The sequence below is a fragment of the Microbacterium sp. MYb45 genome, assembly GCF_002979655.1.
Classification (GTDB): Bacteria; Actinomycetota; Actinomycetes; order Actinomycetales; family Microbacteriaceae; genus Microbacterium.
This window is the reverse complement of sequence record NZ_PCPG01000005.1, coordinates 206,300-222,488: the sequence shown is the minus strand read 5'-3', so window position 1 is coordinate 222,488 and position 16,189 is coordinate 206,300. Positions and strand designations below refer to the sequence as shown.

Genomic DNA, 16,189 nt, shown 5'->3' with positions numbered 1-16,189 from the left:
GGCGGGGCGACTCACCCGGGGGACGAGCGGCGCGGCGGGGCTTCCACGGAGCAGAATGGGCACATGATCCCGCCGCTCGCAGACCTGATCGACTCGGCCAGGGTCGTCGCCCTCCCGATGCACAGCCGCTTCCGCGGCGTCGAGGTGCGGGAGGCGCTCCTCTTCGAGGGCCCGCGGGGGTGGGCGGAGTTCTCGCCGTTCACCGAGTACGAGGATGCGGAGGCCGCGACCTGGCTCGCCGCCGCGATCGACTTCGCGTGGCGCGAGCAACCGGCGCCACTGCGCGACCGGATCGGCGTGAACGCGACGATCCCCGCGGTGGATGCCGCCCGCGTCGCCGAGGTGCTGGACCGGTTCCCCGGATGCCGCACCGCCAAGGTCAAGGTCGCCGAACCGGGTCACAACCTCGCCGACGATGTGGCGCGAGTCCGCGCCGTGCGTGAGGCGATGGGACCGGAGGGACGCATCCGCGTGGATGCCAACGGCGCCTGGAACGTCGACGAGGCCGAGCACGCCGTACACGCCCTGGGCGAGTACGACCTGGAGTACGTGGAGCAGCCCTGCGCGACCGTGCCGGAGCTCGCGGATCTGCGCAAGCGGGTCAAGTACATGGGCATCCCGGTCGCCGCCGACGAGAGCGTGCGCAAGTCCTCCGACCCGCTCGCCGTCGCCCGCGCCGGTGCGGCCGATCTGCTCGTCATCAAGGCGCAGCCGCTCGGCGGCATCACCCACGCGCTGCAGATCGTCACCGCGGCGGGGCTCCCGGTCGTGGTCTCGAGCGCACTCGACACCGCGATCGGCCTGTCGCAGGGTGCCGCACTGGCCGCAGCCCTCCCGACGCTGGATTACGACTGCGGGCTCGGTACCGCGTCGCTCTTCCTCGACGACGTGGCGGACCTGCGTCCCGTCGACGGCTCGATCCCGGTGGGTCGGGTGACGCCGGATGCCGATGCGCTCACCCGTCTCGCGGCCTCAGATGAGCGCCGTGAGTGGTGGGTGGCACGGCTCGCCCGCTGCCACTACGAACTGACGTCCGCCGCGAACTGAACCGATACGGCGCGCGACATCCCACCGGTGGTCAGTGCGTCTCCACCTGCTCGCCGAGCATCTCGGCGAGGTGACGCGTCGCAAGGTCAGCGCCCCGCGGGCCATGGTCACCATCCGTGCCGAAGATGGTCAGTATCTCCGCATCCTGTTCGCCGTCGGCGCCGAACCAGTGCGGGGTGCGCGTGTCGAACTCCGCGACCTCGCCGGCTTCCAGAATCACGTCGCGGTCGCCGACGATGAGCCGGATGCGGCCGGTGAGCACGTACATCCAGGACGAACCTTCGTGCGCGGTGAGCTTCGGCTCCGACGCCTCCCGCGGCACGATGATCTTCCACGCATGCCTCTCCCCCGGCTGGCGAGTGAGCGCCACCACGGTCCGACCGTTGACGCGTCGCGGGCGCAGCCGGACACGGGGATCTCCGGTCTCGGGAGCACCGACGAGGTCGTCGAGGGAGACCCGATACATCCGCGCGAGGGGCAGCAGCAGCTCCAGGCTCGGCCGCCGCTGACCGGTCTCCAGGCGGGAGAGCGTGCTCTTCGAGATCCCGGTGGCCGTGGCGACCTCGGCGAGCGTCAGGCCTCGGCGAGCGCGCAGCGACTGGAGACGGGGGCCGATCTGTTCCAGTGTCGCGTCGAGCACCGATTCCTGTTCTTCCATGACTTCATAGGACCACAGGCGTCCCGGTTTCGGCAACACGAGTTGCTGGTGGGACGTTCCGCGATCGATGCTGACGGCATGACGGAGACTTCCACCCCCACACCCCTCCTTCGCGCGGGCACGGCCGGGCTCGCCCTCAGCGTCCTGGTCGCATCGCTGGGGACGAGCGCCGCGAATGTCGCGCTCCCCACGATCGCCGTCGAACTCGACGGCACCTTCGCGCAGGCGCAGTGGGTGGCCCTCGCCTACCTGCTCACGATGACGGCGACGAGCCTCACGGTGGGGCACCTGGGCGATCTGATCGGGCGCCGTCGGGTACTGCTGCTCGGCATGGGTGTCTTCACGATCGCGGCGGCACTGAGTGCGATCGCGCCGTCGCTGTGGATGCTGATCGCCGCCCGCGCACTGCAGGGCATCGGTGCCGCCGTCATGATGGCACTCCCCCTGGCGCGCGCCCGCGACCTGGTCCCGCCGGATCGTCTCGGCCGCGTCATGGGCCTGCTCGGCACCACGGCCGCGGTGGGGACCGCCTCCGGTCCGGTGCTCGGCGGGCTCCTGATCACGGTGGCCGGTTGGCCGGCGATCTTCGCCGCCATGGTGCCGCTCGGACTCCTCGCCGCAGCCCTGGCGGCGGTGACCGGAGCGGAAGCACGGCAGGCAGGCAGCCCCCGACGCGGCTTCGACCTTCCGGGCATGGTCCTGCTGACGGTGGCGGTCGCCCTCTACACGCTCGGCGTCACCGCACCGGGCGATCAGGCCTCGTGGCCGACGCTGCCCCTCCTCGGCGGAGCGGTCGTCGCCACCGGACTGTTCGTGATGCGCGAGCGTCGCGCGAAACACCCGTTGCTGCCGCCGACCCTGCTCAGGAACCGCCGCGTCTCGCTCGGCGCAGTCCTCAACCTCATCGTGGGCACCGTCATGATGAGCACCCTCGTGGTGGGCCCCTTCTTCCTCGCGGGCGCTCTGCACCTGCCGCCCGCGGCGATCGGCGCCGTCATGGCGGCCGGTCCGCTCGCATCGATCTGCACCGGCGTGCTGGCCGGACGCGCGGTCGACCGGTTCGGCACGCACCGGATGACATCGGTCGGACTCGGCGGCATGCTCCTCGGGGCGCTCGCGCTCGCCCTGCTCCCCGGGTGGTGGGGGCTGCCGGGATACATCACGGGCACCGTGCTGCTCGCTCCCGGTTACCAGCTGTTCCTCGCCGCCAACAACACCGGCGTTCTGAACTCGACCCCCGCCGACCGTCGCGGTGCGGCCTCGGGCCTCCTGGGACTCTCCCGCAATCTCGGTCTCGTCACCGGCGCCTCCGTGCTCGCCGCGCTTTTCGCGGCAGCATCCGGCTCCGGCGAGATCGCAGCCGCCTCCCCGGACGCGTTGACCTCTGCGTTGCGGACGACGTTCCTCGTGACGGCCGCGCTCCTGGCAGCCGGCGCCCTGCTGTCGCTCGCGCCGAACCGCGCACGATCGAGCGATTCCGCGACCGATGCTCCGGCGACGCGCGCTACGACTCGATGATCAGCTGCACGAGACGGCCGAGCTGCTCGCTGCCCGCCTGGCGCAGCTGCGCGTCGTCCTGGCCGGCCATCGCCCCGCGCACGGTCATGCCCTCCCAGAGGATCATGAGCATGCGTGCCGCGGTCTCGGCCGGCAGGCGCAGCTTCAGCGCACTCACCGAGACGATGTCGTCGATGATCTGCGCGATGCTCGCGACCATCTCGCTCTCCTGCGCGAGGTACGCCTCGCCGAACTTCGCGTCGCGCAGAGCCCGGATGCGGATCTCGCTCAGCAGCATCACGCCGAGGCGGTCATCGCCGCCGAGCTCCATGATCTGCTGCACGAGCTCGATCGGATCGCACCCTTCCACCAGGGCACCCTCCGCCGTCAGTTCCTCGACGCGGGTGCGCACTCCCCTCACGCGCACGTCGGAGACGCTCGCGGCGAGCATCAGGAACAGCTCGTCCTTGGATTCGAAGTTGGAGTAGAACGCACCGCGGGTGAATCCGGCTCGCTCGCACACGGCCTCGACAGAGGCGCCGTCGAGACCGACCTCGGCGAAGACCTGCGCGGCGGCCTCGAGCAGACGGGCACGCGTGTTCTCACGGCTGCGGGTTGCGGGTGTCGACATCGAAACCTCCTGACCCTTCACTCTCGCACGATTCACACCCGGCACACAGATTCCGACGTGCCGGTCAATTTACGATACATGTATGTATCGGATACACCTGTGTATCCAATCAGTACCCCTCGGAGGAACGCGTGTCCACACTCCTGTCCTCGCTCGGCCGCTGGTCCTTCCGGCACCCCTGGCGAGTCCTCGTGTCCTGGCTGCTCGCGCTCGGCATCGCCGGAGCCGGAGCACTCGTGCTGGGAGCGGGCACCGACAACACGTTCTCGATCCCCGGCACTGAATCGCAGGCCGGCCTCGAGCAGCTCTCGCGGTCGTTCCCGCAGGTGAGCGGCACGAACGCGCAGTTCATCGTCGTGGCAGCCGACGGCGACGAGATCACCGCCGACGACTACCGCGACCACATCGAGGATGCCGTCGACGAACTCGGCGACCTCGACGGCGTGCTCGCCGCCACCTCGCCCTACGACGAGATGGTCGAGGGCATGATCAACGACGACGACACCGCCGCCATCGTGCGCGTGCAGTTCGACGGCGAATCCACCGATGTCTCGGACGAGACGAAAGACGCGCTGCGCTCCGTCGTGAGCGACCTCGACGCCGAGCTCCCGGACGGCGCAGAGACCTCGCTGGGCGGCGACCTCTTCGCGATCTCGATCCCCGGTGTCACGCTCACTGAGGCGGTCGGCCTCCTGATCGCACTGCTCGTGTTGATCGTCACCTTCCGCTCCTTCGTCGTGGCCGGTCTGCCGCTGCTCACGGCCATCCTCGGTGTCGGCATCTCGATGGCGGGCATCTTCACCGCGACGGCCTTCGCGACCGTGTCGTCCACCACCCCGCTGCTCGCACTCATGCTCGGGCTCGCGGTCGGCATCGACTATGCGCTGTTCATCATGGCGCGACATCAGGATCAGGTCCGCGAGGGCGTCGATCCCGAAGAGTCCGCCTCGCGTGCCGTCGGAACGGCCGGATCCGCGGTCGTGTTCGCCGGCGTCACGGTGCTCATCGCACTGATCGGCCTCGGCTTCGCCGGCATCCCGTTCCTGACGACCATGGGCATCGCGGCCTCCGTCTCGGTCGCCGTCGCGGTCGCGATCGCGGTCACGCTGACCCCGGCATTCCTCGGCTTCATGAAGGGCAAGGTGGTGGGTCGCCCGAGGCGCGCGCCGAAGGCGAAGAAGAACGCAGACAGCGATGATGCGCCCGCCGCTCCGGTGCGCGCGAAGGGCAGCGCGCGGTGGGTGAACGGCGTCACCAAGCGCCCGATCCTCGTCTCGCTCGCCATCGTGATCGGCCTCGGCATCGTGGCCATCCCCGCGCTCAGCCTGAACCTCGCGCTCCCGAACGCCGGCGTGCTGCCGAAGGACTCGGAGGCGCGTCAGACGTACGACCTCGTGGCTGAGGAGTTCGGACCGGGGTTCAACGGACCGATGATCCTCACCGGCACGATCGTCACCTCGACCGACCCGCTCACCCTGATGGAAGACCTCGGGGATGCCGTCGCCGAGGTTCCCGGAGTCAAGGAGGTCGCGCTCGCGACCCCGAACGAGACCGCCGACACCGGGATCGTGCAGATCGTCCCGGAGACCGCCCCGGACGACCCGGCCACGGCAGACCTCGTGCGCGAGCTGCGGAGCCACCACGACGAGTGGCTCGATGAGGTCGGGATCGACCTCAAGGTCACCGGCTTCACCGCCGTCGGCATCGACATCTCCGACCAGCTCGGCAACGCGCTGCTGCCGTTCGGCATCTTCGTGATCGGGCTCTCGCTCATCCTGCTCACCATCGTCTTCCGCTCGCTGTGGGTGCCGATCACCGCAGCCGCCGGCTACCTGCTCTCGATCGTCGCCGCGTTCGGCGTGGTCGGCGCCGTGTTCGAGTGGGGCTGGTTCGCCGATCTGCTGCATGTCGCCAAGGTCGGTCCGATCATCAGCTTCATGCCGATCATCCTGATGGGCGTGCTGTTCGGGCTCGCGATGGACTACCAGGTGTTCCTCGTCTCGCGGATGCGCGAGGACTTCGTGCACGACCCCGACTCGAAGAGCCCTGATCGGGCCACGCGACGCGCTGCCGCGCTGCGCACCGTGCGCAGCGGCTTCACGGGATCGGCCAAGGTCGTCACCGCCGCAGGGCTCATCATGTTCGCGGTCTTCGTGGCGTTCGTCCCCGAGGGCGACTCGTCGCTGAAACCCATCGCCCTGGGCCTCGCGGCCGGCATCGCGATCGACGCCTTCCTGGTGCGGATGACACTGATCCCCGCCCTCATGGCGATCCTCGGCGAGCGCGCCTGGGAGCTGCCCGCGTGGCTGGAGAAGATCCTCCCGCGCGTCGACGTCGAAGGCGAGGCCGTGGAGCGCGAGCGTCACCTGGCCGAGTGGCCGGGAGACGGCTCGATCGTCGCCGCGGATGATCTCGACATCAGCGCCGATGCGCCGATCGTCGAGAACCTGTCGCTGCGCGTCCCCGAAGGCGGAGCGCTCGTCGCGACCGGTGGCGACGTGCGGGCACGACGGGCACTGGCGCTCACGATCGCGGGCCGGGTGACACCTACCGACGGTCGACTCCGCGTCGCAGGCCATCTGCTCGCCGGACGCGGCGCCTGGGTGCGCGCACACGTCGGCTGCGTGCTGGTCGACGACGCCGACGCCGCCCTCGCCGATCTCGCCGAGGCGCTGCGCGGAAAATCGCAGATCGTCGTGATCGACGGGATCGACCGCCTGACCGCCGGCCAGCGCGACCAGGCGGCCGCGATGCTGCGAGATGCCGCAGCTTCCCGCACGCTCGCGGTGTTCGCCACCGCCTCCGATGCCGACGAGGCACAGACCACTCTCGCGGAGGCCGGTTGGCCCGACGCACAGACTCTCGACACGCGCGCTCCTCGCCGGAGCGCCGCAGAATCCACCGAGGTGACCGCATGACCCTCCCCATCGAGCGTGCGCGCTCCCGCAAGCCCATCACGTGGCTGACCATCCTCGGCGTGCTGCTGCTGCCGGCGGCGGTCGGCGGCATCCTGGTCGCGGCCCTGCAGAACCCGACCGAGCGTCTGGATTCGATGACCGCGGCCATCGTGAACCTCGACGAGCCGGTGACCATCGACGACCAGGTCACCCCGCTCGGACGCCAGCTGGCCGCAGGTCTCGTCGAGGGCTCGGACGACCTCGACTCCAACCTCACGTGGGTGATCTCGAACGAGGACGATGCGGCCGACGGTCTCGCCGACGGTTCGTACCAGGCGGTCATCACCATCCCCGAAGAGTTCTCCGCGGCGGCCACCTCGGCCGGTCAGGCGATCTCGGACGGCGGCGGTGAGGCCGAGCAGGCCACCATCACCGTGACCACTCCCGACGACGGCCTCGTCGCCGACGACCTCATCACCGGCCAGATCGCCGATGTCGCGGCCTCGACGATGGGCACCATGCTGTCCGAGGCGACGACCGAGAACATCCTGGTCGGCTTCACCACCATCGGCGACCAGATCGGCGAAGCCGCCGACGGGGCGCTGAAGCTCGCGAACGGTGCGCGGGACGCCGCGACCGGAGCGGCAGCCATCCCCGACGGTGCCACGAAGCTGGCCTCGGGCGCGGGCGAGCTCGGGACGGGTGCGTCGTCGCTCGCCACCGGCCTCGACACGATCGCCGGGAAGACGCGGGAGGCTGCGGCGGGTGCTGCGCAGATCGGTTCGGGGCTGACCGGCGGCGGCAACCAGCTGCAGCAGAGCGTCGGTCAGACCCAGCAGCTCGTCGGAGCGATTCAGGGGGCGTCGACATCGGCGAAGAGTGCAGCGAGCGGATCGGCCGCTCTCGCGCAGAAGCTGGGCGGGCTGGCGCAGACCGCCTGCACGCCGCCGGTCGCCGACCAGGATGAGTGCGACCTCCTGACCTCGCTCGCCACGGATGCGGGCGCGGTCGCGACCTCAGCTGGAACCGCCTCCGGTGTGCTCAACAGCCCGAAGGTCGCCGGCGGAATCGCCGCCCTCCCCGGCTCGCTCAGCACGATCGCCTCGAGCATGACCCAGGCGGGTGCGGGCGCCACCCAGCTCTCCGGCGGACTCACGCAGCTCGCCGACCAGGGCATCGCCGCATCCGCGACCGGAGCCCGCGGCATCGCGACCGGTGCGACCCAGCTGTCCACCGGTGCGACCGCACTGGCCGACGGCACGACCGAGCTGGCGACCGGGATCGACACCCTGGCGACCGGGACCGGCGACCTGGCGGGCGGGCTGCGCACCGCATCCGACTCGCTCCCCTCGTTCAGCGACAGCGACTCGAAGTCGCTCGCCTCGGTGATCGCCGACCCGGTGTCGTCGAACTCCTCGATGGACACGATCTTCGGTCCGACCGCCATCCCGCTGCTCGCCGCCGTCGTGCTGTGGTTCGGCGGACTCGCCACCTTCATCGTGATGCGCGCCCACACCGCCCGCACTCTCACGTCCCGGCGCTCATCCGCCGCGCTGACGCTGCGTGCGTTCGCACCCGCCGCCCTGATAGGCGCGGGACAGGGGCTGCTCGTGTCACTGATCGTGCAGATCGTGGCGAGTTACGACGCCGCCACCTGGTGGGCGTTCGCCGGAACAGCGGTGCTTGCCGGCGTGGCGTTCGCAGCCGTGAACCAGGCCCTCGTGGCCCTGTTCGGTGGCGTCGGGCGCTGGATCTCCGCCCTCGTCGGTGTGCTCGCCGTCGCGACAGGTCTCATCTCGACCGTGCCAGGGTGGCTCTCCAGCATCGGCGCAGCGCTCCCCACCGCTCCGGCGTTCGCCGGCTTGATCGCGGGAAGCGGCTCGGCCGTCGCTGCCCTGGTGGTGTGGGGCGTGCTGTCTCTGGTCGCGACCACGCTCGCGGTCACCCTCCGTCGGACGACCTCGGCCAAGGCGGTCCTCGCCACCGCCTGACCCGCCCCCTCCCCCTGGACCCCTGCCAAAACGGAGACCATCCGCTCCCGGCCCGGCGCGTCGAAGTATGACGCGGCGCGCCGTGCGTGTTTCGGTCTCCGTTTCCGCACAGGAGACGCGCGACCCTAGGCTCTCGGCATGCGCCGACCGTTCATGGACACCACCGAGCAACTCACGAGCCTGGAGGGCCAGCAGTACCTCGTGCTCCGGCCCACCGCGGGCGTCGACGAGGTCTACCGCGAAGTCCAGGATGCTGCGCTCGCGCGCCTCGGCATCCCGACACGGCATCCGCACACCGGGCACGTCACGCTCCGAGGGTTCTACGAACCTGAGCGGCGCGCGGAGCTGGCCGAGCTGATCCGCTCATGGGCAGCACGGCAGTCTCCGATCGAGGTCATCGCCGAGGCCGTCGACGAGTTCCCCGTGCCCTGGCAGATCCTGATCGTCCGCCTGGAACGCACCGACTCCCTCGTCTCGGCCTACTCGACCCTCACCACCGCCCTGGATGCCACGGACTTCCGCCGTCTCGGCGAGCTCCCGCTCGAGGACTGGACGTTCCACCTGTCCGTGCTCTACGGCAAGACCCTCGATGCCGCCGAGTGGGGCGCTCTCGCGCAGGCCGAGTCCCGCGTGCTCCGGCCCGCACCGGCCGAGGTCATCACCGAGGCCGAACTGGTCTGGTACCAGGACGGCATCGAGCACGCCGAGGTCCTGCCACTCGGCGGCTGACCGGCCGCCGGACCGGCGAACCCCTCGGCGACCCCGTCCCCGGCCGTGCAGTCAGGCCTCAGGATGCCGGCGCGAAGGTGCGCGCCGTCTCCAGCAGCAGCCGCGCCCCGAACCCGGTGGCTCCGGCGGTGCGCCAAGAGTCGTCCTTCTCGGTCTGCATCGTGCCGGCGATGTCGAGGTGCGCCCAGGGAGTGCCGCCGACGAAGTGCTCCAGGAACAGCGCCGCCGTCGTCGCCCCCGCGAACGGACCGCCGAGGTTCGCGATGTCGGCAATCTCGGAGTCGAGCTGTTTGCGGTACTTCTGCTCCAGCGGCAGCTGCCACACCGACTCGTCGACGGCCTCGGAGGCCGCGCGCACCAGGTCGACCGTCGCCTGGTCATTGCCGAAGACCGGCGCGGTCGCGGCGCCGAGCGACACCAGCGCGGCTCCGGTGAGCGTCGCGATGTCGACGATGGCATCCACCTCGTCTTCGTTCGCGAGCACGAGCGCATCGCTCATCACGAGGCGCCCCTCGGCGTCGGTGTTCTTCACCTCGATCGTGGTGCCGCCGCGCGCAGTCAGCACATCGCCGAGCTTGTACGCGGTGCCCGAGGGCATGTTGTCGGTGCACATCAGCCAGCCCGAGACCTTGGCCGTGACCCCGGCGTCGCGCAGTCCGACGAAGGCACCGAGCACGGCGGCTGCGCCGCCCATGTCCATCTTCATGAGCAGGTGCATCGGGTCGCTGGGCTTGAGGCTGATGCCGCCCGAGTCGTACATGATGCCTTTGCCGACGAGGCCGAGATGTCCCGTGCCGCCGCCGCCGGGGGTGTAGACCAGCTTGATCATGCGCGGCTCCTCCACCGAGCCCTGGTTCACGCCGAGCAGCCCGCCGCAGCCGAGATCGATGAGCGCCTGCTTGTCGAAGAGCTCGACCTCGAACCCGAAGCGCGCGCCGAGCTCGACGGCGATCTCGCCCATGTTGACCGCCGTCAGATGTCCGGGAGGGGTGTTCGCCAGGTCGCGGGCGACGACAGCGGCACGCACGGCGGTGAGGGCAGCGGCGACGGGCTCGGTCGTCCCTCCGGGGACGTCGATCGTGAACGCCGCGAGCGGGACGTGCTTCGACGACCCGTTCAGCACCGTGTAGCGGTAGCGGGCGAGCAGCGCCCCTTCGGCGAGCGCGCGCACGGCAGCTGCGGCATCCACTCCCGCGAGGTCGTCGATCCGCAGGCCCAGCGTCTCCCGCCGCGAGGCGGCCCTGGCGAGAGTCGCGGCGGCGTCGCGCAGGCCGCCCGCCCCGGCATCGGCCTTCGCCCCGAGACCGACGGCGACGAGGTCGGGTTCTCCCGCGCGCGGAAGCACCATCGTGGTACCCGGCTTCGCCGTGAAGCCGGCGTTCTCGAGTGCGTCGCGATCGAACCCGAGGTCTGCGGGCACCTCACCGTCGGAGTACACCCCGATCCCGATCGCCCCGACATCGGCGGCGACCTCACCCACCCGGATCCGGACCGCATCGACGGCGTCCAGTCCCGGTGTGGTCTTCAGATCGGCGGGGATCAGCTTGTTCGGCCTGCGGTCCATGAGTCTGCTCCTTGTTCTGCGATGCGGCGTCGAGATCCGTCCCTGCACCCTGCGGGACGGGAGACGGGTCAGCCGACCATGTCGACCGGTGAGCCCGGGCCCCAGGGGATGCCGAGGAGGAACCAGACCACGTACAGGGCGGTCCAGGACAGCAGCATCCACACCGCGTACGGGATCATCAGCGCGATGATCGTGCCGATGCCGGCCTCCTTCTTGTAGCGCTGTGCGACCGTGACCATGAACGGCAGGTAGACCATGAGCGGGGTCAGCACGTTCACCGGCGAGTCACCGACGCGGTAGGCGGCGAGCAGCGTCTGCGGTGCCACATCGAGCGACGCGAAGATCGGGATGAAGACCGGGGCGAAGATCACCCACTTCGGCACCAGGCCGGGAAGGATGAAGTCGAGGATCACGATCACGACGATGAACGCGAGCAGCAGCACGATCGCAGGCACGTTCGCCTGCTCCAGCAGTTCGGCGGCCGAGATGGCGGCGACGGTGGGGAGGTTGCTCCAGTTGAACAGCGCGATGAACTGGGCGATCATCAGGAACATCACGAGCAGGCCGCCCAGGCTCCCGAACGTCTTCGCGATCGCACCGACCGCGGCCGAGCCACCGCGCAGCGTCTTCGCCCCCGCCCCGTACGCGAGGCCGCACACGAGGAACGCGAGCGAGATGATGAAGACCAGGCTGGCCATGAACGGCGTGGTGCCGATGATGTCGCCCGTCTCCGGGTCGCGCAGCGGTGCGCCCGGCGGCAGGGTGAGCACGAGGATCACGGCGACGAAGCCCAGCAGCGCCCAGAACGAGAACTTCAGCCCACGGGCCTCGGCGTCGTGGTCGACGTTCTCGGCCTCGTCCGCGATCGTCATCTCTTTGCGATCGTATTTTCCGAGCCGTTTCTCGGTGACGAGGACGGTCACGAGCAGCGCCACCGTCGTGAGCAGGAACGTCGACACGATCCCGAAGTAGAAGTTCTGCGTCACCTCGATCGGCTGCATCCCGGCACTGGTGAGCACCTCGTTCGTGATCTCGGTGAGCATGCTGTCGCTCGGTGTGATGAGGAGGTTCGCGCCGAACGCCGCCCCGACGCCGGCGAACGCACCGGCGAGACCCGCGAGCGGATGCCGCCCCACGGTGAAGAACGCGGCGGCAGCCAAGGGAACCAGGATCAGGTAGCCGGCATCCGTCGCCACCGAGGAGAGCACACCGACGAAGATCAGGATGAACGCGAGCCAGCGACGCGGCGCGACCTTGACCACGCGGCGGATCATCGCCCCCATGAGTCCGGCGTGCTCGGCCACGCCGACACCGGCCATCGCGATGAGCACCACCGCGACGACGCCGAAGCCGGCGAAGTTGTCGACGAAGGACGAGAAGAAGAAGCGGATGCCGTCGATGGACAGCAGGTTGCGCACCTCGAAGGTCTGCTCCTCGATCGTGTAGTCGGGAACTTCCGCGGGCATGCCGGTCGTGGTGTCGTAGATCTCCCAGTTGCCACCGAACTGCTCGTTGACCTGGGAGAACTCGTCCTTCGGGACCGGGATCACGACGTCGTCCGTGACCGACACCCCCACCCAGGACAGGATGGCGGAGAGCACCGCGATCAGACCGATCAGGTAGACGAACATGATCGTCGGATCCGGCACCTTGTTGCCGACCTTCTCGATCCAGTTCAGGAACCCCTTGCTCTCGGCATCCGAGGCACTCACCGACTTCTCCGCAGCCATAGCCCCCATGATCGTGTCGAGCGAGAAGCTCCTGCAAGCACACCCCCTAGAACTAGGGGGGTCGCCGTGATCCGGGGCGCGCCCTATCGTGGGGCCGTGGACCCGATCGTCGCGACCCTCGTCATCCTGCTGTGCGCGGTGATCGCCTTCGTCTCCAACCGCATCCCCCTCGGTGTCGTGGCCGTCGGTGTCTCGGTCGCTCTCTATCTGACCGGCGTGCTCGACCTGGGTTCGGCTCTCGCCGGATTCGGCGACCCGACGGTGCTCTTCATCGCCTCCCTGTTCGTCGTCAGCGAGGCGCTGGAATCGACCGGCATCATCGCGTGGGCCGGGCAGGAGGTGGTCGCCCACTCCGGCACCGGCCGTCGGCGGCTGCTGCTCACGATCGGGCTGCTGACCGCCGCGATGACGGCGGTGATCAGCGTGAACGGCTCGGTCGCGTCGCTCCTGCCGCTCGTCGTCGTGGTCGCCGCCCGCGCGGGGATCCGCCCCTCGCAGATGCTGATGCCGCTCGCCTTCTCAGCCCACGCGGGGTCGATGCTGACCCTCACCGGCACGCCGGTGAACATCATCGTGTCCGAGGTCGCCACCGACAACGGCGCCCGACCGTTCGGCTTCTTCGAGTTCGCGCTCGCAGGGCTCCCGTTGCTCGTCGGCACGCTCGCGATCATCCTGCTCCTGGGCAACCGGCTGCTGCCGGAGCGCACTCCGGCATCCGCACCGATAGACCTCGAGCGCCTCGCGTCCCTGCTGCGCACCGACTATGCGCTCTCCCCGGACCGGGCGCTGGTGTCGGCCTCGCGCGGAGTCGCCGAGGTCGTCGTGCCGCCGCGCTCCAGCCTGATCGGCCTGCACGTGTTCCCCGGCATGTGCACACCGTCGGGCGACCTCGTCGTGCTCGGTGTGCGGCGCGGGCAGGAGGCGCTGGACGAGTCCGGCACCGACCTGCAGGCCGGCGATGCCCTGCTCCTCGACGGCTCCTGGGACGACCTCCAACGGCACACGTCCCAGCGCGACGAGGTCCTGGTGGTCGACGCGCCACTCACCCTCCGCCGCTCCGTGCCGCTCGGTGCGGGGGCCAAGCGGACGGCGGTGATCCTGCTCGCGATGATCGTGCTCCTCGCGACAGGGATCGTGCCGGCCGCGATCGCGGGGCTGCTCGCCGCGGGAGCGCTGATCCTCACCCGTGTCGTCTCGATGACCCAGGCCTACCGCGCGATCTCCTGGACGACGGTCATCCTCGTGGCGGGAATGATCCCGCTCTCCACGGCATTCCAGGAGACCGGTGCCGCGCAGCTCATCGCCGACGGGCTGCGCTCGTTCCTCGGTGACGCGGGTCCGCACGCGGCCGTGGCGGTGATCGTGCTGATCACGCTGGTGCTCGGGCAGCTCATCAGCAACACCGCGACCGTGCTCATCGTGGCTCCGGTGGCCGTCGCTCTGGCGGCCGCGATGGATGCGTCGGTGCTGCCGTTCCTGATGGCTCTCACGATCGCCGGGGCGGCGTCGTTCCTCACCCCCGTCGCGACGCCGGCGAACCTCATGGTGATGGAGCCTGGCGGCTACCGCTTCGGCGACTATGCGCGCTTCGGCTGGCCACTGACGGTCCTGTTCTTCGTCGTCGCGGTGTTCTACGTGCCGCTGATCTGGCCGTTCGCGGGCTGAGCGAGTCCGGCCTCCCTCACCGGTTCTGCAGGACCAGCCCGTCTTCCACGGCCCGCCGGAACAGGTCGACCTTGGTCGGTGCGGCGCGATCGACCGCCGCGTACTTCGCTCGGATGCGACGGATGTGATCGAGCACGGTCTCACGGGACAGGAACAGTGCCTGCGCCACCCTCTCGGCCGTCTCTCCCGAAGCGTAGAGCGACAGCACCTCGGATTCCCGGCGGCTGAGATGCGCAGCGACGAACTGGTGATCCGCGTCGAGGGCGGCCGCCCACTCGGTCGTGGCGAGGATGTGGCCCTGCGCCGCCCGTCGCACCGAGGAGGTGATCACCTCGAGGGAGTCGGACTTGTTGATCATGCCCACGGCACCCGCTCGCGCCGCTTCGCGGAGATGATGCGGCTGATCGCCTGCGGTGTAGGCGACGACGCTCGCGCCGAGGGGTTCGAGGGTGCGCAGATTCTCAGCCGGAGTGGAACCGTCGGACAGCGAGAGATCGAGCAGGATCACGTCGAGCCGCCGAGCGCGGCTCGCGACCTCGGCAGCCGTCGCACCGCTGGCCGCGACCCGGATGCCCCCGCTGCGATTGAGGATCGTGGCGATGCCGAACAGCATCGCAGGGTGATCTTCGACGATTCCGACGAGTACGGGCATGTGGGCTCCTGCCTCCGGCGCGCTCCCCTGCGATGAGCATACAACCGCGTATCCGCGGTTTCGGCGGCATGTTTGCGCACGTGTCGGACGCACGAGACCCGTCCGCGCGGATCGTGCCGCGGACGGGTCTCGGGTGTGCGAGCGGTCGGGACTCAGCTCAGGCCGGAGTAGGCGTGCAGACCCTTGAAGAACACGTTCACGATGGTGAAGTTGAAGATCACGGCCGAGAAGCCGACGATCGCGAGCCACGCCGAGGGGTTGCCGCGCCAGCCGCGGGTCGCGCGCGCGTGGATGTACCCCGCGTAGATGACCCAGATCACGAAGGTCCAGGTCTCCTTGACGTCGAAGCCCCAGAAGCGGCTCCAGGCGTAGTAGGCCCAGATGGATCCCGCGATCAGCGTGAACGTCCAGAGGATGAACCCGATGATCGTGAACATGTACGCCAGGCTCTCCAGGCGCACCGCATTCGGGAAGGTGCGGAGGAAGCCCGGGCCGGTCTTCGCCGCTCCTTCTGCGACGAGACGCTCCCGACGCGATTGCATGAGCTGGATCACCGAGAGCGCGAAAGCGAGGGCGAAGAACGCCGTGGCGAGCGAGGCGACGAACACGTGGATGACGAGCCACACGCTCTTGAGCGGGTCCATGAGCGGCGAGACGTCGACATAGAAGTTCGTCGCTCCGAGGCCGAGCAGCACCACGACGAGCCCGGTGATGAAAGTGCCGAGGAAGCGCAGGTCGAGGCGCGTGAGGACTACGAGGAAGACCGCCACGATGAGCAGCGTGCCCATCATCGCGAACTCGTAGAGGTTCGCCCAGGGCACGCGACCGGCGGCGATGCCACGGGTGACCGCCGCCGCGAGGTGGAAGACGAATCCGAGCACCGTCAGCGAGGTGCCGATCCGCGCCATCACGAAGCGCTGCGGCGGTGCCTCCGCGCCGGCAGCGCCCGAAGCCATGATGGTGGCTCCCCCGCCGGCTCCGACGAGCACCGACTCGCGGACGGTCTGTGCGTCGGCCGTCGCCTGCGAGCGCCGTGCGAGATCGAAGGCGTAGGCCACGAAGGCCGCCGCGTAGATCGCGATCGCCGTCCACAGCAGGACCGGCGAGATCACGTTGAGCTCGAGCATG

12 protein-coding genes are annotated in these 16,189 nt (G+C 69.6%); 6 read left to right on the top strand and 6 right to left on the bottom strand.

Features of this window, described 5'->3' with window-relative positions; all coding sequences use genetic code 11:
• Window positions 1–63 precede the first annotated feature (63 nt).
• Window positions 64–1,047: an o-succinylbenzoate synthase gene (locus tag CQ034_RS11700; RefSeq protein ID WP_105711166.1), complete on the top strand. Its 984-nt coding sequence runs from the start codon at window positions 64–66 to the stop codon at window positions 1,045–1,047.
• A 31-nt stretch (window positions 1,048–1,078) separates the two neighbouring features.
• Here CQ034_RS11700 and CQ034_RS11695 read toward each other — a convergent pair whose 3' ends face one another.
• Window positions 1,079–1,705 carry a helix-turn-helix domain-containing protein gene (locus tag CQ034_RS11695; protein ID WP_105711165.1) on the bottom strand — a complete coding sequence of 209 codons (627 nt, stop codon included), beginning with the start codon at window positions 1,703–1,705 and terminating at the stop codon, window positions 1,079–1,081.
• Between the two features lie 78 nt (window positions 1,706–1,783).
• Between CQ034_RS11695 and CQ034_RS11690 the strand changes: the two genes are divergently transcribed.
• Window positions 1,784–3,223, top strand: coding sequence for an MFS transporter (locus CQ034_RS11690; RefSeq protein WP_146114836.1), 1,440 nt, complete (start codon window positions 1,784–1,786; stop codon window positions 3,221–3,223).
• Here the strand turns inward: CQ034_RS11690 and CQ034_RS11685 are convergent.
• Window positions 3,210–3,833: a TetR/AcrR family transcriptional regulator gene (locus tag CQ034_RS11685; protein ID WP_029263884.1), complete on the bottom strand. Its 624-nt coding sequence runs from the start codon at window positions 3,831–3,833 to the stop codon at window positions 3,210–3,212. The two genes, CQ034_RS11690 and CQ034_RS11685, sit on opposite strands and share 14 nt — an antisense overlap.
• Before the next feature lie 131 nt (window positions 3,834–3,964).
• On the opposite strand from CQ034_RS11685, the gene CQ034_RS11680 reads away from it, so the two are divergent.
• The 3 genes from CQ034_RS11680 (at window position 3,965) to CQ034_RS11670 (ending at window position 9,450) form a co-directional block, all read left to right on the top strand.
• Window positions 3,965–6,751: an efflux RND transporter permease subunit gene (locus CQ034_RS11680; RefSeq protein ID WP_105711163.1), complete on the top strand. Its 2,787-nt coding sequence runs from the start codon at window positions 3,965–3,967 to the stop codon at window positions 6,749–6,751.
• Entirely contained in the window at window positions 6,748–8,721 is a 1,974-nt protein-coding gene (locus CQ034_RS11675; RefSeq protein WP_105711162.1) for a YhgE/Pip family protein, read from the top strand. Before CQ034_RS11680 ends, CQ034_RS11675 begins: the two co-directional genes overlap by 4 nt.
• A 138-nt stretch (window positions 8,722–8,859) precedes the next feature.
• Window positions 8,860–9,450 carry a 2'-5' RNA ligase family protein gene (locus tag CQ034_RS11670; protein WP_258134188.1) on the top strand — a complete coding sequence of 197 codons (591 nt, stop codon included), beginning with the start codon at window positions 8,860–8,862 and terminating at the stop codon, window positions 9,448–9,450.
• 58 nt (window positions 9,451–9,508) lie between these two features.
• Here the strand turns inward: CQ034_RS11670 and CQ034_RS11665 are convergent, their stop codons facing one another.
• Complete coding sequence (locus CQ034_RS11665; RefSeq protein ID WP_105711161.1) at window positions 9,509–11,014, bottom strand: M17 family metallopeptidase; 1,506 nt, start codon at window positions 11,012–11,014, stop codon at window positions 9,509–9,511.
• Between the two features lie 68 nt (window positions 11,015–11,082).
• A complete protein-coding gene (locus CQ034_RS11660; protein ID WP_105711160.1) occupies window positions 11,083–12,744 on the bottom strand; it encodes an AbgT family transporter in 1,662 nt (553 codons plus the stop codon).
• Between the two features lie 96 nt (window positions 12,745–12,840).
• Between CQ034_RS11660 and CQ034_RS11655 the strand changes: the two genes are divergently transcribed.
• Complete coding sequence (locus tag CQ034_RS11655) at window positions 12,841–14,409, top strand: SLC13 family permease (protein WP_105711159.1); 1,569 nt, start codon at window positions 12,841–12,843, stop codon at window positions 14,407–14,409.
• A gap of 16 nt (window positions 14,410–14,425) precedes the next feature.
• Here CQ034_RS11655 and CQ034_RS11650 read toward each other — a convergent pair whose 3' ends face one another.
• Both CQ034_RS11650 and ccsB read right to left on the bottom strand, forming a co-directional pair.
• Window positions 14,426–15,061 carry a response regulator transcription factor gene (locus CQ034_RS11650; protein ID WP_105711158.1) on the bottom strand — a complete coding sequence of 212 codons (636 nt, stop codon included), beginning with the start codon at window positions 15,059–15,061 and terminating at the stop codon, window positions 14,426–14,428.
• Between the two features lie 152 nt (window positions 15,062–15,213).
• Window positions 15,214–16,188: a c-type cytochrome biogenesis protein CcsB gene (gene ccsB / locus CQ034_RS11645; protein WP_105711157.1), complete on the bottom strand. Its 975-nt coding sequence runs from the start codon at window positions 16,186–16,188 to the stop codon at window positions 15,214–15,216.
• Window position 16,189 lies beyond the last annotated feature (1 nt).

What these genes read in the sequence shown, in the direction of transcription:
- CQ034_RS11695 (WP_105711165.1), bottom strand. Translation starts at nt 1,705, where the DNA reads ATGGAAGAACAGGAATCGGTGCTCGACGCGACACTGGAACAGATCGGC.
- ccsB (WP_105711157.1), bottom strand. Translation starts at nt 16,188, where the DNA reads ATGCTCGAGCTCAACGTGATCTCGCCGGTCCTGCTGTGGACGGCGATC.
- CQ034_RS11650 (WP_105711158.1), bottom strand. Translation starts at nt 15,061, where the DNA reads ATGCCCGTACTCGTCGGAATCGTCGAAGATCACCCTGCGATGCTGTTC.
- CQ034_RS11690 (WP_146114836.1), top strand. Translation starts at nt 1,784, where the DNA reads ATGACGGAGACTTCCACCCCCACACCCCTCCTTCGCGCGGGCACGGCC.
- CQ034_RS11660 (WP_105711160.1), bottom strand. Translation starts at nt 12,744, where the DNA reads ATGGCTGCGGAGAAGTCGGTGAGTGCCTCGGATGCCGAGAGCAAGGGG.
- CQ034_RS11700 (WP_105711166.1), top strand. Translation starts at nt 64, where the DNA reads ATGATCCCGCCGCTCGCAGACCTGATCGACTCGGCCAGGGTCGTCGCC.
- CQ034_RS11685 (WP_029263884.1), bottom strand. Translation starts at nt 3,833, where the DNA reads ATGTCGACACCCGCAACCCGCAGCCGTGAGAACACGCGTGCCCGTCTG.
- CQ034_RS11670 (WP_258134188.1), top strand. Translation starts at nt 8,860, where the DNA reads ATGCGCCGACCGTTCATGGACACCACCGAGCAACTCACGAGCCTGGAG.
- CQ034_RS11675 (WP_105711162.1), top strand. Translation starts at nt 6,748, where the DNA reads ATGACCCTCCCCATCGAGCGTGCGCGCTCCCGCAAGCCCATCACGTGG.
- CQ034_RS11665 (WP_105711161.1), bottom strand. Translation starts at nt 11,014, where the DNA reads ATGGACCGCAGGCCGAACAAGCTGATCCCCGCCGATCTGAAGACCACA.